The 26479-nt window shown below is 70.8% G+C and carries 23 protein-coding genes; 12 read left to right on the top strand and 11 right to left on the bottom strand.

Annotated elements, in window-relative coordinates:
- Nucleotides 1-18: 18 nt before the first annotated feature.
- On the top strand, nucleotides 19-1932 hold the full coding sequence (locus JIG36_RS38635) for a putative bifunctional diguanylate cyclase/phosphodiesterase (protein WP_203381408.1): 1914 nt from the start codon (nucleotides 19-21) through the stop codon (nucleotides 1930-1932).
- 6 nt (nucleotides 1933-1938) lie between these two features.
- On the opposite strand, the gene JIG36_RS38630 is transcribed toward JIG36_RS38635, so the two are convergent.
- Nucleotides 1939-2493, bottom strand: a complete 555-nt coding sequence (locus tag JIG36_RS38630; RefSeq protein WP_203381407.1) for a hypothetical protein — start codon at nucleotides 2491-2493, stop codon at nucleotides 1939-1941.
- A gap of 311 nt (nucleotides 2494-2804) precedes the next feature.
- Between JIG36_RS38630 and JIG36_RS38625 the strand changes: the two genes are divergently transcribed.
- The 5 genes from JIG36_RS38625 to JIG36_RS38605 all read left to right on the top strand — a co-directional run bounded on the left by JIG36_RS38625 (nucleotide 2805) and on the right by JIG36_RS38605 (nucleotide 7314).
- Nucleotides 2805-3587, top strand: a complete 783-nt coding sequence (locus JIG36_RS38625; RefSeq protein ID WP_203381406.1) for an exodeoxyribonuclease III — start codon at nucleotides 2805-2807, stop codon at nucleotides 3585-3587.
- Between the two features lie 86 nt (nucleotides 3588-3673).
- Nucleotides 3674-5377: a PP2C family protein-serine/threonine phosphatase gene (locus JIG36_RS38620; RefSeq protein WP_203381405.1), complete on the top strand. Its 1704-nt coding sequence runs from the start codon at nucleotides 3674-3676 to the stop codon at nucleotides 5375-5377.
- 25 nt (nucleotides 5378-5402) lie between these two features.
- Nucleotides 5403-6437, top strand: coding sequence for a cobalamin B12-binding domain-containing protein (locus tag JIG36_RS38615; RefSeq protein ID WP_203381404.1), 1035 nt, complete (start codon nucleotides 5403-5405; stop codon nucleotides 6435-6437).
- Between the two features lie 215 nt (nucleotides 6438-6652).
- A complete protein-coding gene (locus JIG36_RS38610; RefSeq protein ID WP_203381403.1) occupies nucleotides 6653-6871 on the top strand; it encodes a hypothetical protein in 219 nt (72 codons plus the stop codon).
- Nucleotides 6872-6930: 59 nt separating this feature from the next.
- Nucleotides 6931-7314 carry a winged helix-turn-helix transcriptional regulator gene (locus JIG36_RS38605; RefSeq protein WP_203381402.1) on the top strand — a complete coding sequence of 128 codons (384 nt, stop codon included), beginning with the start codon at nucleotides 6931-6933 and terminating at the stop codon, nucleotides 7312-7314.
- Here the strand turns inward: JIG36_RS38605 and JIG36_RS38600 are convergent.
- The 7 genes from JIG36_RS38600 to gsmA form a co-directional block, all read right to left on the bottom strand.
- Nucleotides 7311-7697 carry a RidA family protein gene (locus JIG36_RS38600; RefSeq protein WP_203381401.1) on the bottom strand — a complete coding sequence of 129 codons (387 nt, stop codon included), beginning with the start codon at nucleotides 7695-7697 and terminating at the stop codon, nucleotides 7311-7313. The two genes, JIG36_RS38605 and JIG36_RS38600, sit on opposite strands and share 4 nt — an antisense overlap.
- Nucleotides 7698-7777: 80 nt before the next feature.
- Complete coding sequence (locus JIG36_RS38595; RefSeq protein WP_203381400.1) at nucleotides 7778-8533, bottom strand: laminin G domain-containing protein; 756 nt, start codon at nucleotides 8531-8533, stop codon at nucleotides 7778-7780.
- Nucleotides 8534-8678: 145 nt separating this feature from the next.
- The gene (locus tag JIG36_RS38590) at nucleotides 8679-9059 is read right to left on the bottom strand and encodes a DUF6401 family natural product biosynthesis protein (RefSeq protein WP_203381399.1); all 381 of its coding nucleotides are present in this window, start codon (nucleotides 9057-9059) and stop codon (nucleotides 8679-8681) included.
- A gap of 75 nt (nucleotides 9060-9134) precedes the next feature.
- On the bottom strand, nucleotides 9135-13025 hold the full coding sequence (gene hrpA, locus JIG36_RS38585) for an ATP-dependent RNA helicase HrpA (RefSeq protein WP_203381398.1): 3891 nt from the start codon (nucleotides 13023-13025) through the stop codon (nucleotides 9135-9137).
- A 43-nt stretch (nucleotides 13026-13068) separates the two neighbouring features.
- Nucleotides 13069-13848: an aldo/keto reductase gene (locus tag JIG36_RS38580; protein ID WP_236049071.1), complete on the bottom strand. Its 780-nt coding sequence runs from the start codon at nucleotides 13846-13848 to the stop codon at nucleotides 13069-13071.
- A 21-nt stretch (nucleotides 13849-13869) separates the two neighbouring features.
- Nucleotides 13870-16194, bottom strand: coding sequence for an ATP-binding protein (locus JIG36_RS38575; protein WP_307873079.1), 2325 nt, complete (start codon nucleotides 16192-16194; stop codon nucleotides 13870-13872).
- Between the two features lie 73 nt (nucleotides 16195-16267).
- A complete protein-coding gene (gsmA, locus tag JIG36_RS38570; protein WP_203381396.1) occupies nucleotides 16268-17416 on the bottom strand; it encodes a sporangiospore maturation cell wall hydrolase GsmA in 1149 nt (382 codons plus the stop codon).
- Between the two features lie 200 nt (nucleotides 17417-17616).
- On the opposite strand from gsmA, the gene JIG36_RS38565 reads away from it, so the two are divergent.
- From JIG36_RS38565 to JIG36_RS38550, 4 genes are all read left to right on the top strand, one after another.
- The gene (locus JIG36_RS38565; protein ID WP_203381395.1) at nucleotides 17617-18582 is read left to right on the top strand and encodes a phosphatase PAP2 family protein; all 966 of its coding nucleotides are present in this window, start codon (nucleotides 17617-17619) and stop codon (nucleotides 18580-18582) included.
- Nucleotides 18579-19139 carry a YflT domain-containing protein gene (locus JIG36_RS38560; protein WP_203381394.1) on the top strand — a complete coding sequence of 187 codons (561 nt, stop codon included), beginning with the start codon at nucleotides 18579-18581 and terminating at the stop codon, nucleotides 19137-19139. The genes JIG36_RS38565 and JIG36_RS38560 overlap by 4 nt, the downstream gene beginning before the upstream one ends.
- A 322-nt stretch (nucleotides 19140-19461) precedes the next feature.
- Nucleotides 19462-19974 (top strand): SigE family RNA polymerase sigma factor, encoded by a 513-nt coding sequence (locus JIG36_RS38555; RefSeq protein ID WP_203381393.1) that lies wholly within the window; start codon nucleotides 19462-19464, stop codon nucleotides 19972-19974.
- Nucleotides 19961-20890 carry a hypothetical protein gene (locus JIG36_RS38550; RefSeq protein ID WP_203381392.1) on the top strand — a complete coding sequence of 310 codons (930 nt, stop codon included), beginning with the start codon at nucleotides 19961-19963 and terminating at the stop codon, nucleotides 20888-20890. The genes JIG36_RS38555 and JIG36_RS38550 overlap by 14 nt, the downstream gene beginning before the upstream one ends.
- 40 nt (nucleotides 20891-20930) lie before the next feature.
- Here the strand turns inward: JIG36_RS38550 and JIG36_RS38545 are convergent, their stop codons facing one another.
- Both JIG36_RS38545 and ppgK read right to left on the bottom strand, forming a co-directional pair.
- Nucleotides 20931-21392 (bottom strand): PPOX class F420-dependent oxidoreductase, encoded by a 462-nt coding sequence (locus tag JIG36_RS38545; RefSeq protein ID WP_203381391.1) that lies wholly within the window; start codon nucleotides 21390-21392, stop codon nucleotides 20931-20933.
- The gene (gene ppgK / locus JIG36_RS38540; RefSeq protein ID WP_203381390.1) at nucleotides 21392-22186 is read right to left on the bottom strand and encodes a polyphosphate--glucose phosphotransferase; all 795 of its coding nucleotides are present in this window, start codon (nucleotides 22184-22186) and stop codon (nucleotides 21392-21394) included. The genes JIG36_RS38545 and ppgK overlap by 1 nt, the downstream gene beginning before the upstream one ends.
- A gap of 214 nt (nucleotides 22187-22400) precedes the next feature.
- On the opposite strand from ppgK, the gene JIG36_RS38535 reads away from it, so the two are divergent.
- The gene (locus JIG36_RS38535; protein ID WP_203381389.1) at nucleotides 22401-23171 is read left to right on the top strand and encodes an RNA polymerase sigma factor SigF; all 771 of its coding nucleotides are present in this window, start codon (nucleotides 22401-22403) and stop codon (nucleotides 23169-23171) included.
- A 241-nt stretch (nucleotides 23172-23412) separates the two neighbouring features.
- Here the strand turns inward: JIG36_RS38535 and JIG36_RS38530 are convergent, their stop codons facing one another.
- Nucleotides 23413-24054: a hypothetical protein gene (locus JIG36_RS38530; protein ID WP_307873078.1), complete on the bottom strand. Its 642-nt coding sequence runs from the start codon at nucleotides 24052-24054 to the stop codon at nucleotides 23413-23415.
- 432 nt (nucleotides 24055-24486) lie between these two features.
- On the opposite strand from JIG36_RS38530, the gene JIG36_RS38525 reads away from it, so the two are divergent.
- Nucleotides 24487-26451 carry an alpha-1,4-glucan--maltose-1-phosphate maltosyltransferase gene (locus tag JIG36_RS38525; RefSeq protein ID WP_203381388.1) on the top strand — a complete coding sequence of 655 codons (1965 nt, stop codon included), beginning with the start codon at nucleotides 24487-24489 and terminating at the stop codon, nucleotides 26449-26451.
- Nucleotides 26452-26479 lie beyond the last annotated feature (28 nt).

Raw genomic sequence — 26479 nt, 5'->3', positions numbered from 1 at the left:
AGACCGAACTGATCGGTGATGACCGAAAAGTGGCGGCTGTTCGCGTTGGCCGGGCTTGCGACGACGGTTCTCTTTGTGGGCAACCTGTCGCCGGTGGTCAACGCTGCCTGCGTGCTGCTGCTCGGCGCGGGAACGGTCTGGGCCTGCTTCGCCGGACCCCGCGGGCAGGGCACCGAACCCCGTACGGCCTGGCTGCTGCTCGGCTCGGCGGCGCTGGCCTTCCTGATCGGGGTGCTGCTGCGACCGGTCGTCGCCGACGCGGACGGGCTCCGGCCCCTGCTCGCCGACTGCGCCACCGTGCCCGGCTACATGATGCTCTGCGCCTTCCTGTACGTGATGCTGCGGCAGCGGCAGAGCCTGGAACGCCACGCCGTGCTCGACGGGCTGATCGTCTGCGTGGCCGGCGCGCTCGTGGTGATCCTGCTGCTGGCCGCCCCGGCCGCCGCCATCACCGACCGCCCCGCGCCGGAATCGGTGCTGGCCGGGCTCTACCCGCTGTTCGACGTGGTCGTGCTGCTGCTGGTGATCAACCTGACGTTCACCGCCACCACGTGGCCGGCGAGCCTGGTGACCCTGCTGAGCGCGATGGTCTCGCTGCTCGCGGGCGACATCGCGTACGCCGTCATCGGCATCTCCGGCCGCACATACGCGTCACCCCTGTTCGACGTGCCGTTCCTGGTGGCGTACGGGCTGATCGGGGTGACCGCGCTGCACCCGTCGGTCACCCGCCTCGGGCAGGCCGCGCGCCCGCCCGTGCCGGCCTGGTCGGGTGGGCGCATCGCGCTGCTGGCGCCGGCCCTGACCGGCCCGTTCGTGCTGCTGCTGGTGCTCCCCGACGTATCCCGGGAACAGCGCACGACGATCGCCGTGGCGGGAGCGGTGAGCGTCGTGCTGCTGCTCGTACGGGCCGTGACCGCCGTACAGGCGCAGGTCGCGGCCCAGGTACGCGCCGAGCACCAGGCCATGCACGACGCCCTGACCGGGCTGCCCAACCGCTACATGATCACCGAGGAGGTCGCGCGCATGCTGGGCCGTCCCGCCCGGGTCGCCGAGGCCCTGATGCGCGACGCCGACACCGGCCGCTCCATGATCTTCGACGCCGCCATGCACGACCAGGTGCGCGAACGGATCGAGCTCGAGGTGGCGCTGCGCCGGGCGCTCGGCGAGGGTCAGCTCAGCGTGGCCTACCAGCCGATCGTCGACCTGGTGCCCGGGGTGCCGGCGGGCGCGGAGGCGCTGGTGCGCTGGGTCCACCCGGAACGCGGCCCGATCCCACCCGCCACCTTCATCCCGATCGCCGAGGAGGCCGGGCTGATCGGCGCCCTCGGCGACCGGGTGCGGCAGGAGGCGCTGCGCCAACTGGGGTCGTGGCGCACCGACGGCACGGTCGACGACAACTTCTACCTCTCGATCAACGTCTCCGGACGTCAGCTCACCGACCCGCGCCTGCCGCTGGTCGTCTCGTCCGAGATGCTGCAGTACGGAATCCCGGCGCGCTGCGTCGCCCTCGAGATGACCGAGTCGGTGCTGGTCGACTCGTCCGGCGTTCCCGGGCGGGTCCTGTTCGAGCTGCGCGAACTGGGCTGCCAGGTGCTCATCGACGACTTCGGCACCGGCTTCTCGGCGCTGGGCAACCTGCGGCGCTTCCCGGTCACCGGCATCAAGATAGACCGCTCGTTCGTGACCGGGCTGGGCCTGAGCCCCGAGGACGACGCGATCGTGCGGGCGGTGGTGGCGATGAGTCACGCGCTCGACCTGACCGTGATCGCCGAGGGCGTGGAGACGAGACTGCAGCGCGACGCGCTGGCCGCGGTGGGCGTGACGCGGGGGCAGGGCTGGCTGTGGGGGCCGGCCGTGCCGCCGGCCGAGTTCGCCCGGCACTGGCACGCGGGAGGCGCGGTCGCCCTGGCCGGCCGCCACCGGCGAGGCTGAGCGAAATCAGGCGTCGGCGGTCTGCTTGGGGAACTCGTACATCCAGAACGACTGCGAATCGATCCGCGTGGAGACGGCGTTTCCGGCGATCCGGTTGAGCACCTTGCCGATCATGTCGGGCAGCTGGTGCACGTCCTCGTTGTACGTGCAGACGTCGATGAAGACCAGTCCGTCGGCCTCCTCGATCTGCTTGTACATCTCGCGCAGCAGCTTGATGAAGACGCCCCGGCCCCGGCTGCCCGGCCGCACGCCGACGAAGTGCACGAAGAACAGGCGGTTCTCGACGTACAGGTCGGGCCAGTGGTGCCGGAAGTAGTCGGGTGAGATCAGCGGGGCGGCGTGCAGATCACTGGTCATGACCGCGAGGCCGGTGACCCCTTCGTCGTCCTGGATGACGTACTTCTCGTTGCGCTTGTCCGCCATGAGCTCCTCGAACTCGTGGCGGTAGAGCATGTGCCGGTTGACCGCCAGGACCCGCAACTCGTCGAACGTGTCGCGGTAGAACTCCCAGGCCGAGTCGAGGAGGCAGTCGGGCAGCGCCGGCGTCACGTCCACTCGCATGCTGACAAACCTGCCATCACGACTGGCGTCGTGTTCGCGACTCGGGCATTATTCGCTGACCGGGTTCTGCCGTAACGCGGATCACACTCGGCTTATGTTTAGTAGCGGAAAGGAGCGAGCATGGCGGCGCTGGTCGGCTCGGACGGAGCAGTGGTCTGGCTGGTCGCGGTGCTGCTCGTCCTGATGGCCGGTCTCGGTGCGGCGCTGCTCGCCGCCACCCGCGCAACCCGCCGCCTCTGAAGCAACGCCCGGCCGCACGACCCGCCGCCTCCAAAGCAGCGCCCGACCCGAAGATGTAGCAGGCTGGACGCATGCGCTTCGCCACGTGGAACGTCAACTCGGTCAAGGCCCGCCTGCCGCGCCTGCTGGAGTGGCTCGACACCACCAAACCCGACGTCCTGTGCCTGCAGGAGACCAAGGTCGGCGAGGACGCGTTCCCCTCCGACGAGGCCGGTGAGCTCGGGTACGAGGTGGCCGCGTACGGGCAAGGCCGCTGGAACGGAGTCGCCCTGCTCTCGCGGGTGGGGCTCGACGAGGTGCGCAAGGGATTCGCGGGCGAACCCGGATATCCCGACCCGGAAGCGCGCGCCATCAGTGCCCGGGCCGGCGGGATCCGGTTCTGGTCGATCTACGTGCCGAACGGACGTACGCCGGACGACCCGCACTACACGTACAAGTTGTCGTGGCTGTCCGCATTGCGCAGCGCCCTGACCGCCGAGATCGACGCCGGTCCGCTGGTCCTGGCCGGCGACTTCAACGTCGCACCCACGGACGACGACGTCTGGGACCCGGCCGTCTTCGTCGGATCGACGCACGTCACCCCGCCCGAGCGCGAGGCGCTGTCCGGATTGCGCAGCGCCGGGCTCCAGGACATCGTCGGCCGGCCCATGAAGGGGGACCATCCGTTCACCTATTGGGATTACCGGGCCGGAATGTTCCACCAGAACAAGGGGATGCGGATCGACCTCGTCTACGCGACCCCGTCGGTGGCCGGTCGGGTCACAGATGCCGTGGTGGACCGCGAGGCGCGCAAGGGAAAAGGTCCCAGCGACCATGCTCCGATCGTGGTCGATCTGGCCGACGCGGCGTCCTGACCGACCACCTGGACCCGGCCGTCATGCCCATAAGCACGTAGTCTGTGGGCAGAGATCGTGTCGGGCGGGGAGAGACGGGAGGGACCATGACAGCGCAATCGCCGGCAACGGCCGGCGAACGGCTGACCGAAGGACCCGCGCCGGCCCTGCTGCGCGCGGCGCTCGACGCCGCCAGCGAGGCCGTGTTGCTGTGCGACGCCTCCGACGACACCATTCTGCTGGTCAACGCCGCTGCTCAGGCGCTGGTTCCGGGCCTGACCGCGGGCGCTACGGCCCTCGACGGCCCGCTGCCCGGCCTGGCCGGAGCGCTTGCCTCGGGCGACGACTCCTTCACCGACACCCACTCGGGCCGCCACCTGCAGGGACGGCGCCAGCCGCTCGGCGACGACCACTACGCGTGGTTTCTGCGTGACCGCACCGACGAGGTGGCCCGGGCCGACGCGCTGCGCGCCGAACGGAGCCGCACGGCTTTCCTGGCCGAGGCCGGCCGCCGTCTCTCCTCGTCACTGCACCAGGGCCGCTGCCAGCGGATCACGGCCGAACTGGCGGTGGCCCACCTGGCCGACGCCGCCATGGTCGTGCTGCCGGTCAACCGCCGCCAGAGCCAGTGGATGCGGCTGATCGCCGGCGGCACGATCGAGGAGGGCACGCTCCGCGAGCGGTCCCTCAGCGACGTGCCGGGGCTGGTCGAGGCGCTCGGCGGGTTCCCGCCCATCCCGAGCAAGTGGCTCGACGCGTCCCAGGCCCCCGAGTGGCTGCTGCCCGGCCGTTTCGGGCCGATCGGAGCCCTGCTGGTCACTCCCCTGCCGGGCAACGCCGAGCCGGCCGGGGCCCTGATCCTGGCCCGCCGGGGCGACGACGCCGAGTTCAGCCCGGAAGACGAGATCCTGGCCCGCATCTTCGCGGCCCGGGCCGGCGCCGCCATCTCGGCCGCCGGGCTCTATCGCGAACAGGTCGACACGACGGCGGTGCTGCAGGCCGACCTTCTGCCGCCCGAGCTGCCCCAGCCCGACGGCATCGAACTGGTCGGCTCCTACCAGGCCGCCCGCGAGGCGCTGCGCATCGGCGGCGACTTCTACGACGTGTTCGGACCGACCGAGAACAGCTCCGACACGGTGATCGCGCTCGGTGACGTCTGCGGCAAGGGCCCCGAGGCCGCGGTGCTCACCGGCAAGGTGCGGCAGACGCTGCGGGCGCTCCGGCTGGTCGGCGCGCCGCCCGACGAGATGCTGCGCGTGCTCAACCGGGCGCTGCTCGATTCGGGCCGTCAGCACAGGTTCGTCACCATGGTGGTCGGGTCGGTCGCCCGCGCCGAGCACGGCCGGGTGCGGCTCACTCTGGCCACCGGCGGTCACCCGCCGCCGCTGGTGCTGCGGATCGACGGCCGGGTGGAAGAGGTGCCGACCACGGGAACTTTGATCGGAGCGGTTCCCCGTACGGTGGTGAACCCCGCCGATGTGGAACTCGCGCCGGGCGAGCTCTGCCTGCTCTACAGCGACGGCCTGACCGAGGCCCGGGGCGGTCCCACCGGTGACGAACAGTTCGGTGAGGCCCGGCTGCACGACGCGCTGGCCGAGTGCCGCGGGATGCCCGCCGTGGCCACGGTTGAGCGCGTACGCCAGCTGGTCAGCGACTGGGTCCACGGCGGCACCCGCGACGACATCGCCATGCTGGCCGTCCGCGCGCCCGCCCGCACCCAGCTGAGCCTGCGCAACGGCTCCCGCCGCAACGCGTCCCCGTTCGCCATCGACGCCCGCCGCAACGACCGCCGCATCCGGACCCGGGCATGAGCGTCGACCCCCGCCGCGCCGGCTCATGAGCGTCGCGTCCCGCCGGTCGCTCGACGACCCTGGTCTGCACGACGAGTTCCTCTCCCTGGTCGGTGAGGGGGACGAGTACGGCGCGGTCGAGCTGGTCACCGAGCTCCTCGACGGCGGCGCCACCCCGCAGCGCATCATGATCGACCTGATCGGCGGCGCCCAGACCCGCGTCGGCGAGCTGTGGGCGGCCAACGAGTGGTCGGTGGCCCGCGAGCACGCGGCGACCGCGATCAGCGAACGGGCCCTGGCCGCGCTGGCCGCCCGGACGAATGTGCGCCCGTCCCGCGGCCGGGTGACGATCGCCTGCGTCGACGGCGAATGGCATGCGCTGCCGACCCGCATCCTGGCCGAGATGCTGCGCCTGGACGGGTGGCGCGTCGACTTCCTGGGCGCCAACGTGCCCGGCCCGCACCTGGTCACCCACCTGCACCAGACCGGCCCCGACGTGGTCGCGCTGAGCTGCATGATCGCGACCCGGCTGCCGCGGGCGCACGCGGCGATCACCGCCTGCCGGGCGGCCGGGGTGCCGGTCATCGCGGGCGGGCGCGGCTTCGGGCCGGGTGGGCGCTACGCACAGCACCTGGGCGCCGACGCGTGGGCCGCCGGCGCCGAGGAGGCGGTTCTGCGCCTGGCCCGCAACTGGCCGCCGCACAACTCCGACCCGCAGTTGTCGGCCTTCCTGGGCGACGAGGAATACACGTACGTGGTGCGCAATCGCCCCCAACTCATCGACTCGGCCATGCGGCAGCTCACCGAGCGGTATCCGGCCATGCGCGACTACAACCAGCGCCAGCTCGACTCGACCGCCGAGGACATGGCGCACATCGTCGACTTCCTGGCGGCCGCGCTCTACGTGAGCGAGACCCAGATCTTCACCGACTTCGTGGCCTGGACCGACGGCGTGCTGCAGGCGCGCGGGGTGCCGCCGGTGGCGTTGCGCGTCGGCCTCGAGGCCGTGCAGGCGCAGCTGCGCGACTACCCGGCGGCCACAGCGATCCTGACCGCGGGAACCCGGCTCGTAAATAGGTAGCGCGCCCGCCACGGCTTCCCTAGCCTGGTGCGCATGATCTCCTGATGCTCCGGCCCGTCCGGGCCGTCCACCGTGCTCGGTTTCCGGGTGCTCCGGCGTGATTTCGTCCGCCGTGGAGCCGCATCGTGCCGACACCCGGAGCACACACGCGTTCTCTTTCCCTGGCTCCACCGCGCCCGGCCCCGCCTGTTCCGCGGGGCTTCGAGGAGGCCCGTATGCCTGGTCAACGTTTCACCGTTCAGCTCGACGACGCCGCACTCCCCCGTCCCGCGGGGCTCGACGACGGCAAGCGCCCCGACCGCAAATCAGCCGGCGCCAAGCACCACGGCGCCGGCGACGACAAGCAGGCCGCCCGGCAGCGCTCCGAGCGGGCCCACGCGGGCCGCGCCACCGGCACCGGCGGAGGCCGTTCCTACGCGTTCCGTCGCAGCTAGGCCGACCCCACCGCGGGCGTCCGGGGTCACCCCGGGCGCCCGCGGTCTAGGCTGGGCCGATGGGGACCAGGGCGGAGATCGGGGCGCTTCCGCCCGAGGCCGATCTGGCGCGGGCCGACTCGCTGGCCCGCGAGATCTTCTCGGACATCGCCACCAAGTGGTCCCTGCTGATCATCGAGTTTCTCGGGCTGCGCACGATGCGCTTCAACGAGCTGCGCCGCGAGATCGGCGGCATCAGCCACAAGGTGCTGACCCAAAATCTGCGCACCCTTGAACGCAACGGCCTGGTCGAGCGCACCGTGCACCCCACCGTCCCGCCCAGCGTCGACTATGCGCTCACCGAGGCCGGCCAGGCGCTGCGCAAGGTGGTCGACGGCATGTGCGACTGGACCCAGACCTACCTCGGCCACATCGAGGCCTCACGGTCCCGCTTCGAGGGCTAATCCAGAACTGCCGTGGCCTCGACCTCGACCAGGTGCTCGGGGACGTCGAGGGCCACGATGCCGAACAGCGACGCCGGGGCCTCGATCGCGACGCCCAGCTTGGCCGAGGCGCGGGCGATCCCGTCCAGCACCTGCGGCATCAGCTCGGGCTTCCAGTCGACCACGTGCATGGTCAGCTTCACCACGTCGGCGAACGTCGCCCCGGCGCCGGCCAGCGCGGTGGCCACGTTGAGGTAGCTCTGTTCGACCTGGGTGGCCAGGTCACCACCGTCCCAGGCGACCTGGCCGGCGACGTGGACGAGCTTCGAACCGGTCGCGATCGAGATCTGCTTGTAGATCGGGATCTCCGGTAGTCCGGGCGGGTTGATCAAGGAAACGGCCATGTCACGACCGTACGAGCGATGCCCCGGCCCCGGAAGAATGCACTTTTCCGAGCCCAGGGCACCTTCAGGTAACCGCCGCCCTAGCCGAGCTCGGCGTACACGTCGTCGAGGCGGCCGTGGTACATGTCGGACTTGGTGTTGAAGTTCGGGCCGCCCACGCGCAGCGGCAGCGTGTTGCTGATCGACAGGTTCGACGGGATGGTGACCTGGCCGGCCGGCTTGTCGTCGACGGACACCGACAGGGTCGTGCCGCTGCGCTGGCACAGCACCTTGTGCCACTGGCCGTCGGCGACCGAGGCCGACGAACGCGCGATGTAGACCTGCTTCGAGCCGGCCCCGACCACGACGCACTGGGCCTTGCCGTTGGTCTTGCCGACCTGCATCTTCCACTGGCTCGTCGTATTGGCGACGCCCTTCTGCATGACGTTGGCCGACCCGACGATCTGCGTCCTGGTCAGCTGCAGGCGGGCCGACCAGCGGAACAGCCGGGTGCCGGGGTTGAGGTTGGCGACGCTGGCCGTCTCGAACAGTGCCCGCGGGCAGGTGGAGGCGGTGGTGGCGCAGGCGGCCGGGAACGACACGTAGCGACCGCTGGGGGTGGCGGTGTCGAAGCGGACCGCGCCCGAGTCGGCCGTACGGGTGGTGAGCGCCGGACCGCGGCCGGAGGCGTCGGAGACCTGGCCGTTGACCGCGCCGGCATCGAACGTCCAGCGCGCGACGAGCTGAGGAGCGGGAGCAGCGGCCGAAGCCGAGGGAGTCGGGGCCGGTGCGGCCAGGGCGGGCGCCGCCGGGAACACGAGTCCGGACACGGCGGCGAGCGCGATCGCGAGCTTCATCCCCCCACCATGGCGTATAGACCGTTTTGGGGCAAATCTTCTTTATCGCCGTTTCGGGGCGTTACTTCCTGACGAACGACCGAGCCCGGCCGGGGGAAACTTGCCCGGAAATGCGAAACGGCCCGCCGAAGCGGGCCGTTGATGATCAGAGGATCGCGTTCTCCTCGGCGATCGCGCAGATCGCGACGAGACGCAGCAGGTGCCAGTCGGCCGCCTTCCACTCGGACGGGGCCATCGGCGCCTCACCCGGCTCGGGGAGCACCTTGCTCGCCCGGCGGGCGCCGGCCACGATCGCGCGGGCGTAGCCGGCCAGGCCCTCGGCGTCGGCGTCGCGGCCCGCCGACTCGAGCGCGTCACGAACGGCGGCGGCGTGCTGGTCGACCAGGGCCAGCAGACCCGGGTCGGCGAGCGCGGCGACGATGCCGTCGACGCCCACGCGCGCCATCATTTCGTCCAGCAGGCCGGTCGCCGGGGAGGCCGGAACGAGGGCGGAAATCGGGGCGAAGGCGAGGAATTCGTTCGTCATGGCGAGAACGCTAGGGCCTGCCGGACCCCCACGACAGGGGGGTAACCGAACGGCACCCGAGCGCCAACGAGCGCGCTACACAGGCAGCTGGTCCATGGCCTTGAAGATCCGTTTGTCCGATATCGGATAGGCGGTACCCAACGATTGGGCGAAGAAGTTGATCCGCAGCTCCTCGATCATCCAGCGGATTTCCGATAAACCCTCGGCCGGTGCGCCGAGGCCCGCCAGCTCGCGGTATTCGGCCTCGATCTCGTGGATCTGGGCCATCAGCTGCCGGTCGCGGGCCAGGTTGCCGCCCAACCGGTCGAGGCGATAGACGATGCCGCGCAGATAGCGGGGCAGGTGGTGCAGCTGCCGCCAGCCGGTCTCGGTCACGAACCCGGGGTGCACCAGGCCCTTGAGCTGCTGGCGGATGTCGGCCAGGGCGGCCAGCATCGACGGATCACGCACCGAGGCGAGGCGCTGGTCGATGTCGTACGCGGTGGCCAGCACCTGCCGCACCTGCGTGACCACGTTGGCCACGGCGTCGACCAGATCCTGGCGTACGGCGTCGCGCAGCGAGGCGAACTCGATCGACGACCACACCGGACCCCCCGCGTCGGTCACCAGCTTGTCGACCGCCGCACCCGCGCAGTCGTCGAGAAGATCGGCGATCGACCGGTACGGGTTCCCGCGCGAGAGCTCGAGCTTGGCCTTGTTGTCGAGCCGGCCCTGCAGATAGCGCGCGGCCGGCGGCAGGGTCAGCAGGAGCAGCTTGCGGGTGCCCGCGACCATCGCCACCCGCTGCTCGGCCTCGCTCTCGAAGACCCTGATGGCGACGCTCTCGCCCTCGTCGACCAGCGCCGGCCAGACGTTGACCTCGTAGCCGCCCCGCATCTGGGCGACCCGCCGGGGCAGCACCCCGAAGTCGTTGGTGGTGATGCCGCGGCGCTCGATGTCGCCGGCCGCCTTCGAGATGGTCTGCTGCACCTTGGGCGCCAGCGACCGGCGCAGCACCTCGAGGTCGCGCCCCTCCCCCAGCACCTTGTCGTTCTCGTCGACCACCCGGAAGTTGACCCGCAGATGATCGGGCACCTGGTCGGGCCGCCACGCGTCACGCGGGACGATGGTGCCGGTGAGCCGGCGCAGCTCGCCCGCGATCGCGTCGGGCAGCGGGCCGCGGCGGGCCGGCACCCGGTCGAGCACGGCCTCGGCCCAGTCCGGCACCGGCACGAAGTTGGTGCGCAACGCCTTGGGCAGGGCCCGGATGAGGGCGATGACCACGTCTTTGCGGAAGCCGGGCACCGACCAGACGAAGTCTTCCGGGTCGAGCTTGTTGAGCAGCGGCAGCGGCACGGTCACGGTGACGCCGTCGGCCGTCGTGTTCGGTTCGAAGGAGTACGACAGGGGCAGCCGCACCCCGCCGGCCAGCCAGGCGTCCGGATAGGCGTTGGGGTCGACCGAGTCACGCCCCGAGTTGACCAGCAGCTCGCGGGTGAACGTCAGCCGCTCGGGATCGTCGCGGCGGGCCTTCTTCCACCACGCGTCGAAGTGCCGCGCCGAGACCACGTCGGCCGGGATGCGGGCGTCGTAGAGGGCGTACACGGTCTCGTCGTCGACCGCGATGTCACGGCGGCGGGCCCGGTTCTCGATCTCCTCGATCTGGGCCAGCAGCTTGGCGTTGTCGGTGAAGAACTTGTGGTGGGTGTCCCAGTCGCCCTCGACCAGCGCGTGCCGGATGAACAGCTCGCGCGACACCACCGGGTCGACCTTGGCATAGCCGACCTTGCGCCGGGGCACGATCGGAAGGCCGTACAGGGTCACCTTCTCGTACGCCATGACGGCGCCCTGCTTCTTCTCCCAGTGCGGCTCCGAGTAGGACCGTTTCACCAGGTGCGGCGCGAGCTTCTCGGCCCACTCGGGTTCGATGCGGGCGTTGACGCGGCCCCAGAGGCGGCTGGTCTCGACCAGTTCGGCCGACATCACCCAGCGGGGCTGCTTCTTGAACAGCGCCGACCCCGGGAAGATGGCGAACTTCGCCCCGCGGGCACCCAGGTATTCGCGCTTGTCGGTGTCTTTGAGGCCGATGTGCGAGAGCAGGCCGGACAGCAGCGCGGTGTGCACGTGCTGGCCCTCGGCGACCTCCTCGCGATCCTCGGTGATGGACAGATTGAGCGTGCGGGCGACCTGGCGCAGCTGCGCGTAGATGTCCTGCCATTCCCGCACGCGCAGGTAGTTGAGGAATTCGTTGCGGCACAACCGGCGGAACTGGTTGCCGGACAGTTCCTGCTGCCGCTCGCGCAGATAGCGCCACAGGTTGAGGTAGCTGAAGAAGTCCGATTCCTTGTCGGTGAACCGGGCGTGCTTCTCGTCGGCCTGCTGCTGTTTCTCGGTCGGGCGCTCGCGCGGATCCTGAATGGACAAGGCGGCCGCGATCACCATCACCTCGGCCACACATTCCTGCCGGTCGGCCTCGATGACCATGCGGGCCAGCCGCGGGTCGACCGGCAGCTGGGCCAGCTGGCGGCCGAGCGGGGTGAGTTTGCGCTCGGCCAGCGCGCCCAGCTCTTCGAGCAGCTTGACGCCGTCGGTGATGTTGCGGCGGTCGGGCGGGTCGATGAACGGGAACCGGGCCAGGTCGCCCAGGCCCAGGTTGGTCATCTGCAGGATGACGCTGGCCAGGTTGGTGCGCAGGATCTCGGGCTCGGTGAACTCGGGGCGGCCGTCGAAGTCCTCCTCCGAGTAGAGCCGGATGCAGATGCCGTCGGCGACCCGGCCGCAGCGGCCCTTGCGCTGGTTGGCACTGGCCTGCGACACCGGCTCGATCGGGAGCCGCTGCACCTTGAGGCGGTGCGAATAGCGGCTGATGCGGGCGGTGCCGGGGTCGATGACGTAACGGATGCCGGGGACGGTCAGCGACGTCTCGGCGACGTTGGTGGCCAGCACGACCCGGCGCTGCGAATGCCGCTCGAACACCTTGTGCTGCTCGGCCGCGGACAGACGGCCGTACAGGGGAACGATGTCGGTGTTTCGGAGGTTGCGTTTGCCCAGCGCGTCGGCCGTGTCGCGGATCTCGCGCTCGCCGGAGAGGAACACGAGGATGTCGCCGTCGCCCTCGCGGCCCAGCTCGTCGACCGCCTCGGCGATGCCGTCGACCTGGTCCATGGGTTCTTCGGTCTCGTCCTCGGTCATCGTGAGCAGAGGGCGATAGCGCACCTCGACCGGGAACGTGCGGCCGGAGACCTCGATGACCGGGGCCGGCTTGCCGTCGGCGTCGGCGAAGTGCTCGGCGAAGCGCTGCGTCTCGATCGTGGCCGACGTGATGATCAGCTTGAGGTCGGGCCGGCGGGGCAGCAGCTCGCGCAGATAGCCCAGGATGAAGTCGATGTTGAGGCTGCGCTCGTGGGCCTCGTCGATGATCAGCGTGTCGTAGCGGAACAGGTTGCGGTCGTTCTGGATCTCGGCCAGCAGGATGCCGTCGGTCATGACCTTGACCATGGTGTCGTCGCCGGCCTGGTCGGTGAAGCGCACCTTGTAGCCGACGGTGGTGCCGAGCGGCCGCCCGACCTCTTCGGCGATGCGCTCGGCGACCGTGCGGGCGGCGATCCGGCGCGGCTGGGTGTGCCCGATCTGCCCGCGGACGCCCCGGCCCAGCTCCATGCAGATCTTGGGGATCTGCGTCGTCTTGCCCGAGCCGGTCTCACCGGCCACCACGACGACCTGGTGGTCGCGGATGGCCGCGGCGATGTCGTCCTTGCGCTGGCTGACCGGCAGCGACTCGGGATAGCTGATCGGGGGCACGCTCGCGACCCGCGCGGCCAGCCGCTCCGCGGCCCGGTCGATCTCGGCCGAGATCTCGCTCAGCGCGGCCGCCCGGGCCGCGGAGTCCTTGATGCGCCGGGTGCCCTCGAGCCGCCGCCCGAGGCGGTGACTGTCACGCGGAAGAAGATCGGCCAGGCGGTTACGGAGTTCGGGTGTTGTCGACATCGCGCAGCAAGAATAGGCGGATCGGCCCGCGAACGCCTGGTGATTAACGCCGCCCCAGGCTGTTGATCGCCTCCATCTCGGCCGGGGTGAGGACGAAGCCGTCGATGTCGGCGTTGCGGGCGATGCGTTCCGGGGTCGCCGACTTGGGGATGACCACGAACTCGTGCTGGATGTGCCAGCGCAGCACCACGCGGGCCGGGTCGACGCCGTGGGTCGCGGCGACGCCGGTCAGCACCGGGTCGTGCAGGTTGGTGGTCTTGAACGGCGAGTAGCCCTCGAGCACCACGCCCCGCTCGCGGTGGGCGGCCACGATCGCCGGGTCGTAGAGGGACGGGCCGAAGCGGATCTGGTTGACCGCGGGTCGCTCGCCGGTCTCGGCGGACAGCTCGTCGATCTCGTCGGCGCCGAAGTTGCTGACACCGATCGCGCGGGTCAGGCCCTGGTCACGGGCCTGGACGAACTCACGCCACACCCGCACCGAGCGGCCCCGTGACGGCGGCCAGTGGATCAGCCACAGGTCGACCGCGGCCAGGCCGAGCGCGCGCAACGACGCCTCGATCGTGGCGCGTTCCTGGCCGGCCCGCTCCGGCGGCAGCTTCGTGGTCACGAAGACCTCGTCGCGGGGCACGCCGGAGTCTTTCAGGGCCCGGCCCACCTCGGCCTCGTTGCCGTACATGGTCGCGGTGTCGATGTGGCGGTAGCCGGCCTCGAGCGCGTCCCGGACCGCCTGGTACGCGGACTCACCGCGCAACTGCCAGGTTCCGAAGCCGAGCAGCGGCATCCGGACGGAAGTGCCGGCCAGGGGCAGGGCGGGAATTGTCATGCGCCCATCCTGCCACCGTGCTCATTCGGCGCTGGTCGTCGTCGGGTGGTGGTCGGGCACGGGCGCGCGCAGCCGGGCCGCGGCCGGGTCGTGCGCCGACGGCTCGGCCGCGGGCAGCGCGCTCAGCCCGGGCAGGCGCGAGTTCTCCATGGCGGCCCGCTCGGCCAGAGCCCGTTCCAGGGCGGCCCGCGCGACGGCCTCGTCGTTGTTCCCGGTCATGTCAAATTCCCCTTCCCGTACGGGCAACGGCAGCGTGAAGTGGAAGCGGGTGCCCCCACCCGGGTTGTCGGCCACGCCGATCTCGCCGCCGTGGCGCTCCACGATGCGTTTGCAGATGGCCAGGCCCAGTCCCGTGCCGGCGTAACCGGCCTCGGCGTGGGCCCGGTGGAAGCTGTCGAAGATCTCGGGCTTGGCGGTGTCCGGGATGCCGATCCCCCGGTCCGCGACCTCGATGCGCGCCCAGTGCTCGCCGTGCGCCTCCGCGGTCACCTGCACCTGCGGGGTCGTGCCCGGCCGCACGTACTTGAGGGCGTTGCCGAGCAGGTTGTCCAGCACGTGCCGCAGCATCGCCGGGTCGGCCGTCACCGCCGGCAGCGACGCGACGTCGATCTGCGGCCGGTCGTCGTCGCGCAGATGCGCCGTACGGTCGTGCACCACCTCGGCCACCAGCGCGCCCAGATCGACCCGCCGGGTGCGCAGCGGGGCGTCCCGGGCCGTCGTGTAGGCCAGCAGCGTGTCGATCAGGGCTGCCATCCGGTCGACGGCCAGGATGATCCGGTCCAGGCTGCCCCGCACGTCGGCCGGCGCCTCGTCGAGGTCCTCGGAGGCCGCCTCGCAGTGCCCGCGGATGACGGTGAGCGGGGCCTTGAGGTCGTGTGCCACCACCCCGGCGAAGACCGCCAGGTCGTTCTCGTAGCGCCGCATCTCGGTGATGTCGTGGAAGACGGCGACCGCGCCGTGCCGGCCCGCGCTCGTGTCCAGGGGCCGCCCGTCGACGCTGACCAGGATGCCCTCGGGCCGCTGGGCGTTGCGGACGATCATCTCGACGTTGTCGCAGGACTCGCCGCGCAACGCCCGGATCAGCGGCATGTCCTCGACCGGGAACGGCGTGCGCCCGTCCGGCCGGAAGAGCCCGTAGTGCTGCTGCCAGGCGTCCGGGTCGTCCGCGTCCTCGTCCACCCCGAGCAGCTCCCGCGCGGCCGGGTTGTGCAGCAGGAAGGCGCCCTTGTCGTCGACCACGCCGACCGCGTCGCTGATGCTCGACATGATCGCGCTGAGCAGCCCGGCCTGGTGCCGGCTCTCCGCTTCGGCCTGGCGCAGCTCGACGGTGGCCTCGTGCACCCGGGCCACGGCCCGGGCCCGGCCGGTCGCCAGCACATAGATCAGGCCGGCCAGCAGCACCGACATCCCGCTGCCGGTGAGCAGCAGGGTCAGCGGCAGGCGGCTGGACGCGCCCGGCAGGTGCGAAGCGTCGGCCCGGGTGATCAGCGTCCAGCCCCGGTCGGCGACCACGAGGTCGACGCTGCGGGTCAGGTCGGCGTCACCGGGAACGGTGTAGGCGGCGACCACCGGCCGGGTGCCGTCGCGGCCGGTGGCGAGCAGTTCACCGTCCAGCTGGCCCTGGCTGACGGTGGCCAGCACGCCGGAGAGGAAGTCCTCGCCGCGCAGGCCCAGGACGATCCAGCCGCGGAACTCGGGATGGTTGGCGCGCGTCCAGATCGGCGCCGCGAAGACGAACGAACGCTGCTGCTGGGCGGCCGGCAGGTTGCGGTCGCGCAGCAGCACGTACGTGTCGGAGACGCTGGGCTGCCCGACCCGGCGGGAGTCGTCCAGGGTCGTGGCCGCCTCGGGGGCCGCCGCGATGTCGAGCCCGTTCATCGGCGGGCCGGTCGCGTTGAGCGTACGGGTGAAGATCGTGAAGTAGTGCTCCTCGGCGGCCACGACGGGCTTCAGGGTCAGCCCCTCCGCCCCGCGGCCCCGCCACAGGGTCTGCGCGGCCGCGATCCCGGTCGTGCCCACCGGCACCACGAAGGCCAGGGAGGCCGCGCCGATCAGGTTGGCCGAGGCCAGCGGCGCGGTCGCGGTGTCGAAGTCGTCCCAGGTCAGCGCGGTGTTGGTGCTGATGCCGGCGGCCGCCGTCTCGACCAGGGAGCGGTAGCGCTCGGTCTCGGTGCGCACGGCCGCCGCGGCCACGGCGGTCCGCTGGTCCATCACCCGGTCGGCGTTCTCGCGCTGGTTCGCCCGCATCGAGGCGTAGACCGACACCACGACGGTGAGCCCGACGACGAGGACCACGGCGGCGGACAGGAGGCCCGCCGCGGCGGTTGAGGGCTCCCGACGCTTCACTGAATTGAGCATAAAGTGCAAATCACCCCCGTCGGCGCGGTTCGGCCGACGGGGGTGAGCTGTTCGGAACGGCTTACTTCCAGGTGTCGTACTGGTAGAGGTTCTGCTGCGCCATCAGGGTGGTGACCTTGGTGTAGTAGTTCGGGTCGGTCGCGTACCCGGCCTTCCACACCTTCCAGATGAAGCTGTTGGCCTGCTTGGTGTAGTTGAAGGCACCGGCGTAGCGGGGGTTCACCCGCAGGAAGTTGCCGTGGTCACGGAACGAGTGGCCCATCGAGGCGTACGTGCGGAAGCTGGCCGTGGTCGAGAAGCAGCTGCCGGCCTTGGTGCACTCCTGGGTGTTGTAGTCGTGGCAACCGTTGGCCAGCGTGCCGTACCTGCCGCTCTGGCACTTGATGCCGAAGTAGTTGCGGTCGACCGTCGACAGACCACTGCGGCCCCAGCCCGACTCCAGGATCGCCTGCGCGATGGTCACCGACGCCGGCACGCCGTACTCGCGCCAGCCCTGCTGGGCACCCGGGACGGCGGCCTTGATGAACTGCTCCGGCGTCAGCGAGGTGGCCGGCGTCGACGGCGTGGCCGAGGTGCCCGGGCAGACCGACAGGGCGGGCGAGACCACGTACGCGTGCGAGATGTAGGTGCCGTCGGAGAGACGGTTCCACTGGGTGGTGGTGCGGACCGTGCCCACGACCTTGGTGCCGGCCACGTAGCAGACCCCGCTGACCTTGGCACCGGTGGCGACCACGCGCTTGACCGGCGAGGCGGTCGACGGGCCGGTCCGGATGTTGACCTTGCCGTCGGCGCTCTTCACCGTGCCGGTCTTGTACTTGGAGGCGGCCGGCTTGGCCGTCGCGGGCTTGGTCTTGACCGCCTCGGCCTGCGGCGACCTGGTGGCGCACTTGGGGAGGCTTCCGCTGACGCTCACGTACGCGTGGGTGATGTAACCACCCGTGCTGAGCCTGTCCCACTGGGCGGTGGTGCGCACCGAGCCCCGGACGCTCTGGCCGGTGACCGAGCAGACCGCGGAGACCCGCTGGTTGTCACGCAGCGAACCGACCACCTTGGCGGCCAGGGACGGCTCGGAGCGCACCTTGAGCGTGCTGCGCACGTCGACCGTGAGCGTGGCCCCGGCCGCGTTGGCGGCGGCGGGCGCGACTACGAGACCGGCACCGACGGCGGCAACCAGCAGGGGTCCGGCGAACCGGCGGGCGTACTGCCTCATGTAAGAACGTCTCCTTCGTTACGGCGGCGTCCGTAAGAAGGTCGCGAAACGGCGTTGCGGGCCCGGATCGCGAACGGGTGCGAATCCGTTGCGGCTCCCGCGCCCGCAGGGACATATGATTTCTCGCGCTTAGAAAAGCGGCCGGCTGGGCAAACCGCAGGCGCCTCGCCCACCGCCCACGCATCAGAAGGACACCGCCCATGACGGTCCTGGCGTCCCCCGAGCAGCCGACGACGGTTGCGCGTCCCCGCGGCGCGCGCCACCTGCTCGCGCCGATCGCCATCGCGCTGCTCGCCGCGGTCGCGGCCGGCGCTCTCTACCAGGTCTTCGTCCGCACCACGCTGGGCCAGCGGGTCGACACGACGGCGATGCGCGGCGGCGACGTCAGCCACCCCCGCGTCGTCGAGGTGCTCGACCGCACGCTCAACGGCACGTCGCTGGCCAGCCTCGTGCTCGTCTGCCTGTTCGCCGCGGTCGTCGGCGTGCTGCGCAAGCGGATCGACCTGGCTCTGGGCGCGGCCATGCTGGTGATCGGCGCCAACGTGACGACGCAGCTGATGAAGACCCACCTCACCCGGCCCGACCTCGACGGCTTCTCGATGCCGAACTCGTTCCCGTCCGGCCACACCACGGCCGCCGCCTCGGTGGCGTTCGCGGTGATCCTGGTGCTGCCGCAGGCCCTGCGCGGCATGGTGGCCCTGGTCGGTTTCGCGTACGTCACGGTGATCGCGGTCGCCACGGTCTGGGCCGAGTGGCACCGGCCGAGCGACACCGTGGCCGCGCTGGCGGTGACGACGGCGTGGGCGTCGGTGGCCGTTTTCCTGATCCGCGTACGCCGGTGGAACGCCCCCGGCGGCACCCAGCCGCCCAGCCGTCTGGTGACCGTGCCGCTGCTCGCGATCGGCGCCGTGGCCGGGGCGGCCGGCGCCGTCGGCCTGGCCGCGGTCTCGATGTCCGAGCGCTCGATGCCCGACCTCGTCTCGGGCCGGTTCGCGTTCCTGACCGGCTCGGCCGCGATCGCCGCCGCCGCGGCCGCGGTCTTTCTCGTCTGGGTGCGGTTCGCCGCCGGTGACCGGCTGGTCCCCCCGGTCGCGCCGGCCGCGCCCGCTCGCCCGAAGAAGTCCGGCGCCACCGCGCGCCGCGTCAAGGGAGGCACCAAGAAATGACGACGCCCAATACCCCCGATAACCCGACAACCGGCGCCGCCGTCCCGCCCGGGCCGGCCGGAGTGCCCAGCCTGCCCTCGCAGACCCAGTCCGCGGCCGGTTCACCGACCGTGGTGGTCGGCACCTACCCCGACTACGCGCAGGCCCAGAAGGCCGTCGACACCCTGTCCGACAACAAGTTCCCGGTCGAGCGCACCGCGATCATCGGCACCGAGCTGCGTCTGGTCGAGAACGTGCTGGGCCGGCTCACCACCGGCCGGGCGGCCCTGGCCGGCGCGGCCAGCGGCGCGTGGTTCGGCCTCTTCGTGGGCCTGCTGTTCGGCCTGTTCAGCGACTCCGGCTGGTTCGGCGTGATCCTGGTCTGCCTGCTCATCGGCGCGGCCTGGGGCGCGGTCTTCGGGGCGATCGCCCACGCCGCCACGGGCGGCCGGCGCGACTTCGCCTCCCGCTCCTCGATCCAGGCCGGCCAGTACGCGGTCGTGACCGACGCCGAGGTCGCCGACCAGGCCCGCCAGCTGCTGGTCCAGCTCAACTGGCAGGCCAGCGGCGCCCAGTAGCAGCTCTTTCGTCACCAGGTCGGCCCCGCCCGCGAACCGCGGCACCGGGGCCGACCTGCATTTCGTTTTGGGCGCAACCATTCACGCACGTCACCGTGGTGGGCTTCGCGTTCTGGACGCGCCAGCGGCCAGCGAAGCCCGCCGCGGTCCCCGCGGGAGCGACGGTCCGCCACCCACCACCTGGCCGGGACATCTGGCTCTTGATCTTGATGTTGCCCGTTCATTGGCGCGAATCCAGGAAGAAAATCCTCCTCCGTTGCAGCATTCTCTGTTCACCGGGCGTTTCCGGTGCACAAGTCAAGGACGAGCGGGGAGTTCGCGGATGCGCGATGCGGACAGCTTCGACGAGTTCTACCGGGACACGTCCGCACGGATGTTGCGCTACGGATACGCGCTGACCGGGGATCTCGCCGAGGCTCAGGATGTGGTGCAGGAGGCCTACACGAGGGCGTGGCGCCACTGGCGGAAGGTGACCGCACACCCGACGCCGGAGGGCTGGCTGCGCCTGACCGTGAGCCGCCTGTCGACCGACCGGTGGCGCCGGCTCAGCGGCTGGCGGGCCGCGGTGCGCCGGGCCGGTCCGCCCGAGCCGGTGGGTCCGCCCAGCGAGGACGCCGTGCTGCTCACGGCCGCGCTGCGAAGGCTGCCGGCACCGATGCGGCAGGCGGTCGCGCTGCACTACCTCTTCGACCTCCCGGTGGCGGACATCGCCGCCGAGCTCGATGCGCCGGTCGGCACGGTCACCTCGCGGCTGAGCCGTGGACGGGCCGAGCTGGCGGCCATCCTTGCTCCCTCCTCCACCCGGAAGCCGGAGGTCACCGATGTCGAACACTGAGTCAGATCCGGCCGTGGAGCGGGCGTTCTCCGCGCTGTCCACGGACGCCGAGCGGGGATTGCTGCTGTCCGGGCCCGAGCTGCGCCGCCAGTCCGGCAACCGCCGCAACCGGGGCATGGCGGTGACCGCCGGGACCGCCGCCGTGCTGGTCGCGGGCGCGATCGGGGTCGGCTTCGCGCTGGCCGGCAACAATCAGAAGACAGCGCTGCCCCCGGTGACGAGTGCGAGCCCGACCGTCGCGCCGTCGCCGTCCGTGACGCTGCCGTCGTCGCCGCCCACGTCCTCGCCGTCGTCCACGCCGCCGTCGTCACCCCCGTCGTCCACGCCCACGACCAACGCCCCGTCCATCCCGAAGTCGATCCCGGCCCGGGCGCTGCTCACCAAGGCCGAGAGCCGCACCGGGGAGCTGACCCGCCAGGACGAGGCCCGCGGGGTGCCGGAGTTCTGTTCCAAGGCGAAGTTCCCGAGCGCCGGGCAGAAGGGGGTGGCGGCCTCGGTGATGCTGATCTACCGGTCGGCTTCGGCGCCCGAGGGCAGCATCCCGGACGACGTCGTCTACGACACCGTCACCGTGTTCCGGGGCGAAGGGGCGCAGGACTACCTGACCGAGCTGCGCCGGGCCGTGCAGCTCTGCCCCGAGGGGAAGATCGGCGACCTCGACGCGCAGTTCGACAACCTGGGCTCGCTCGGGCTGGGCGACGAGTCGGTGCTGATCGAGCGGTCGTACGCGGCGCTCGACGGCGAGGGCGAGCCGATGAACAACGGGTCGCGTACCGCCACCTACATCGCGGCGGTGCGGGTCGGGGACGCGGTGACGCTGCTCGAGAGCCAGGGCTACGAGAACCTGGCGTCGGACCGCGGCGAGATCGAGAAGCTGGCCAAGATCGCGGCCGAGCACCTGGCCGACTGGCGGTGACGCTGAGGCCGGGCCCTGTCGCGGGGCCCGGCCGTCACGGTCAGGCCAGGCGGGCCGGGAAACCGCCGGTGGCGATCGGGCCCCAGCGGTCGATCGTGATGCGGATCAGGGACTTGCCCTGGTCGCGCATGGCCTGCCGGTATTCGTCCCAGTCGGAGTGTTCGCCGGCGATGACCCGGAAGTATTCGACCAGGGGCTCGAGCGCCTCGGGCAGGTCGAGCACCTCAGCCGTGCCGTCGACCTGGACCCACGCGCCGCCGAACTCGTCGGAGAGCACGCAGACCGACACCTGCGGGTTGCGCCGCAGGTTGTAGACCTTGGCCCGCTCGGGGTAGGTCGAGATGACGATGCGGCCCTCGGTGTCGACCCCGCACGTGTTGGGTGACGCCTGGGGACGGCCGTCGCGGCGGGTCGTCATGAGGATCGCGTGGTGGCGCGGGCGCAGGAACTCGAGGAGCTGCTCGCGCTCGACCTCGGTGTTGGTGGCGACGGTGCGCGGCATCAGTGGGCCACCTTCTCGCCGGCCTCGTGCGGTGTGACGCCGGCCCGGCTCTCGTGCTCGCCGTCGATCTCGGCGATGCGGGCGGCGCCGATGATGCCGGCGTTGTTGAGCAGCGTGGCCGGGACCATCGGGGTGCGGATGTCGATCAGGGGCAGCCAGCGGTCGGCCTTCTTGCTGACGCCGCCGCCGATGATGAACAGCCGCGGCGAGAGCAGCATCTCGACGTGGGCCAGATAGTCGCGGACCCGGCCTGCCCACTTCTCCCAGCTCAGGTCCTCGACCTCGCGGGCCCGGTCGGCCGCCTTGGACTCGGCGTCGTGACCGTCGAGCTCGAGGTGGCCGAACTCGGTGTTGGGGATCAGGGTGCCGTCGAGGAAGAGCGCGCTGCCGATGCCCGTGCCGAACGTGAGCATCATGATCAGGCCGGCCTGGTCGCGGCCGGCGCCGAACGCCACCTCGGCCACGCCCGCGGCGTCGGCGTCGTTGAGCACCGACACCGGCTTGCCCAGCCGGTCGCTGAACAACTGGGCGGCCGGGGCGTCGAGCCAGGACTTGTCGACGTTGGCCGCCGTGCGGGTGACGCCGTCGACCACCACACCGGGGAAGGTGATGCCGACCCGGTCGAATCCGTCGAACTGGGCCGCGACCTCGGCGACCGCCTCGACCACGCTGGTGACGTCGGACGGCTGGGGCGTGGGCACCCGGTGCCGCTCGGCGAGCAGCTCGCCGGTGGCGGTGTCGACCGGGGCGCCCTTCACGCCGGAGCCGCCGATGTCGATGCCGAGAATGGCCATCTTGTTTCCCGTCTTGAGGTGCCAGGTTGTGCTCCCGCTGTTTACCACGGAGCTCCGACATTAAATCCCCCCACTGCTCCCGGCGCCCAAGGGGTTGACGGGTGACCCTCGTACTTTCGGCTAGTCAGGCATCAACTTCTCAGTTAGCGTTAAACCATCTGAACGGTCGCCGCAAGCGGGCACGGCTCTCTGCCCGCTCTCTGGAGGACCCGTAATGACCGTGTACACGACGGTGCCCGAAACCGCCACGGAGCTACTGTCCGCGCTCGCTGAGCTGCCCGACACCCACCCCGACCGCCCGCACCTGCGGGAACGTGCCATCGAGGCCTGGCTGCCCCTGGCCCGGCACCTCGCCCACCGCTACTCCGGCCGCGGCGAGCCCACCGACGACCTGGTCCAGACCGCCACGGTCGGCCTGATCAAGGCGGTGGACCGGTTCGACGCGAGCCGCGGGGTCGACTTCGCGGGCTACGCGATCCCCACCGTCATCGGTGAGATCAAGCGCCACTTCCGCGACCGCACGTGGTCGGTGCGTGTGCCCCGCCGCCTGCAGGAACTCCGGCTGGCGATCACCGAGGCCAACGCCACCCTGAGCCACTCGCTGGGCCGTTCGCCCACCGTCGCCGACGTCGCCGCCCACCTCGGGGTGACTGAGGAGGACGTGCTGGAGGGTCTGGAGGGCGCCCGCGCCTACAACGCCACCTCGCTCTCGACCCCGATCAGCGCCGACGGCACCACGTCGCTGGGCGACACGCTGGGCGGCGAGGACGACGAGTTCGAGCTGGCCGAGACGCGCGTGGCGCTGGGGCCGGCCCTGGCGACGCTGGACGAGCGCGAGCAGAAGATCCTGACGCTGCGCTTCTACGGCAACCTGACCCAGTCGCAGATCGCCGACCAGATCGGCATCTCCCAGATGCACGTCTCGCGGCTGCTCACCAAGGCGCTGACGAAACTGCGCGGCGAGCTGCACTCCTACCCGAACTAAGATCAAGATCCGGATGTCCCAGCGGGGTGGTGGGTGACGGACCGTCGCTCCCGCGGGGACCGCGGTGGGCTTCGCTGGCCGCTGCGCGTCCAGAACGCGAAGCCCACCACGGCGACGTGAGTGAGTGGTTGCGCCCAAGAGCAAAAACAGAAGGCCGACACCCGCTGTGGGGTGTCGGCCTCTGTCACATGCGCAAGGTCAGTCGGATTGCGCCCGTCGATGTTGCGGGCGCCGAAAACGGCTAGGCGAAGCCGAGGCCGTTTTCGGTGTCCGCGACATCGGCCCCTAGGGGCGCAATCCCCGCCGAGCCGGAGGCGAGGCCAGCAGGCTCAGCGTCCAGGAGGTAGAGCAGCGCGTCGCGGTGCATCTCGGCCACCGGCTCGAGCAGGTCGGGGTGGCGCAGCAGCACGGCCGCGTCCCGGTCACGCTGGTCCGGCTCGAGCAGACGACGGAACTCGGCCGGCGCCCCGCCCGTGCGGCGCGAGTACGGCAGCGGCCGGTCGGCGGCCAGCGGCACCGCGGCGATCACGGCGTCGACGCCACGGCGGGCCAGCTCGGGGTCGGCCAGCAGGCAGGCGGCCCAGCTGACGACGATCTCGTCGACCCAGGTGCGCCAGCCCTCGTCCTCGGACTCCTCGTCCTCGGGCTCGCTGCCGACCCGCCAGTCGAGCACCGCCGAGCCACCGGGACCGGCGATCGCGACCAGCGCGGCGTCGACCTCGGTCGGGTACCGCAGCCAGGCGGCGACCGTCACGGCCTGCCGGCACTGCAGTTCCGACAGCGTGTGGGCGATCGTGTCGGTGCTACCAGCCGGGTAGGCACGCGAGAGCCAGTGCGTGCTTGCCGCGATGACGGGCGACAGCTCGACAGACGGTCCAGCCACGTGGTCTCCTCCGCTCCGGCGCGGCCCGGTCGGTCCGCGTCACGAGGTACCACTCGGCCGCGGCGGAGGGGGATCTGAGCCGGGGCACCGGGATGGGACCGCACGGCAACCGACGCGCTCCCGTCCGTGCGGGACCGGGGACACGTGATGTCAGGCGGACGGGTGTGGCGTCGGGGAAACGTTATTTTGCCGGCCGGTAACGTTCCGATGATCAAACTCGGTAAGCATCAACGGATCATCCGTGCCACCGAAATGGCGGAATTCATCGGCGGTGCAACGCCGCGCCTGGATGCGCTCCGCGCAACGGACTCCGGTAGGTTTAGCGCATCGGCACGCCACCGTTTGCGGCGCCTCCACTGCGGAGAAGTATGCCCTGACGGCGGTCTGGATTCGCCGCACCCGCCCGCGCCCTTGAAGATTACGGTGGAGATCATGACCGGTCGCTTTCCCATCGAAGACGTGACGCCCTCGGTGTCCTGTGGCCGTTATCCGGCGAAGGCTGTGGTCGGCGAATTGGTGCCGGTCTCGGCCGTGTCCTATCGCGAAGGTCATAACTCGCTCGGCGTCAACGTGGTATGGCGTGGCCCCGACGGAGAGTCCGAACCGTTCACCCGCATGCGTCCCGGCGAACCCGGCCTCGACCAGTGGCACGGCACGATCCGTCCCGACCGGGTCGGCCGCTGGACGTTCACCGTCGAGGCGTTCGACGACCCTTACCGCACCTGGCGCGACGCCGTGGTGAAGAAGATCGGGGCCGGACAGGGGCTGGAAGACCTGGCCAACGACCTCGCCGAGGGCGCCGACGTGCTCGACCTGGCCACCAAGCTGGTGCCGCCGCAGGACGAGGAACGGGTCCGCGTCGCGGCGGCGGCCCTGCGCGACGAGCAGCGCTCGCTGTTCGCCCGGGTCTCCCCCGCGCTCGACCTCGAGGAACTGCTCTGGCACAACCCGGTGCGCCAGCTGGTGACGACCACCCGGTCGTACGCGATCTGGGTCGACCGCAAGCGCGCGCTCTACTCGGCCTGGTACGAGTTCTTCCCCCGCTCGGAGGGCGCCGAGATCGGTCCCGAGTCGACACCGATCAAGCACGGCACGTTCGCGACCGCGGCCGAGCGCATCCCGGCCGTCGCCGCCATGGGCTTCAACGTGCTCTACCTGCCCCCGATCCACCCGATCGGCAAGATCAATCGGAAGGGCCGCAACAACACGCTGGTGGCCCGGCCCGAAGACGTGGGCTCGCCGTGGGCGATCGGCTCCGACGAGGGCGGCCACGACGCGATCCACCCGCAGCTGGGCACGCTCGACGACTTCAAGGCGTTCATCGCGAAGGCCGAGGAGCACGGCCTCGAGATCGCCATGGACCTGGCGCTGCAGGCCGCCCCCGACCACCCGTGGGTCAAGTCGCACCCCGAGTTCTTCACCCGGCGCGCCGACGGCACCATCGCCTACGCCGAGAACCCGCCCAAGAAATACCAGGACATCTACCCGATCAACTGGGACAACGACTACAAGGCGTTGCGCGAGGAGGTCTACCGCGTCGTCATGCACTGGGTGGAGACCGGCGTCAAGATCTTCCGCGTCGACAACCCCCACACCAAGGCGCTGAACTTCTGGCAGTGGCTGATCGCCAAGGTCAAGGAGACCAACCCCGAGGTGCTGTTCCTGGCCGAGGCGTTCACCCGGCCCGCGATGATGAACGGGCTCGGCAAGGTCGGCTTCACCCAGTCCTACACGTACTTCACGTGGCGCACGACCGCGTGGGAGATGCGCCAGTACATGGAGCAGCTGCTCACCACGATCGACTGGATGCGCCCCAACTTCTGGCCCAACACCCCCGACATCCTCCACGAGTCGCTGCAGCACGGCGGTCCGCCGATGTTCAAGATTCGGGCCGTCCTGGCAAGCATGCTCACGCCGTCCTGGGGCATGTACTCCGGTTACGAGCTCTTCGAGCACGTTCCGAGGCCGGGCGCCGAGGAGTACATCGACAACGAGAAGTTCGAGCTCAAGCCACGCGACTGGGCCGCGGCGGAGCGGTCCGGCCGGTCCCTCGCGCCGTACCTCACCCGGCTCAACCGGATCCGCGACGAGAACCCGGCTCTGCACTGGCTGCGCAACCTGAAGTTCCACGAGATCGACAACGGCGCGCTGCTCTGCTTCTCCAAGCGTGACCCCGACACCGGTAACACGGTTCTTGTGGTCGTCAGCTTCGACTCGACGACCACGCAGTGGGGCAACACGGTGCTGGACATGCCGGCTCTCGGGCTGGACTGGCACGACCGGTTCACGGTGGTCGACCAGATCTCCGGGGCCACGTACGAGTGGGGGCAGCACAACGCCGTACGGATCGATCCGTTCGTCGAGCCGGCGCACATCTTCGTGATCGCGCCGAAGTAAAGATTCAAGTACCTGCGGGTGGGTAGGT

It is taken from the genome of Paractinoplanes ovalisporus (genome assembly GCF_016834655.1).
In the GTDB taxonomy this organism is placed as follows: Bacteria; Actinomycetota; Actinomycetes; order Mycobacteriales; family Micromonosporaceae; genus Actinoplanes; species Actinoplanes ovalisporus.
Note: the sequence above shows the minus strand (reverse complement) of the source record. Positions and strands in the feature narration are given on the sequence as shown.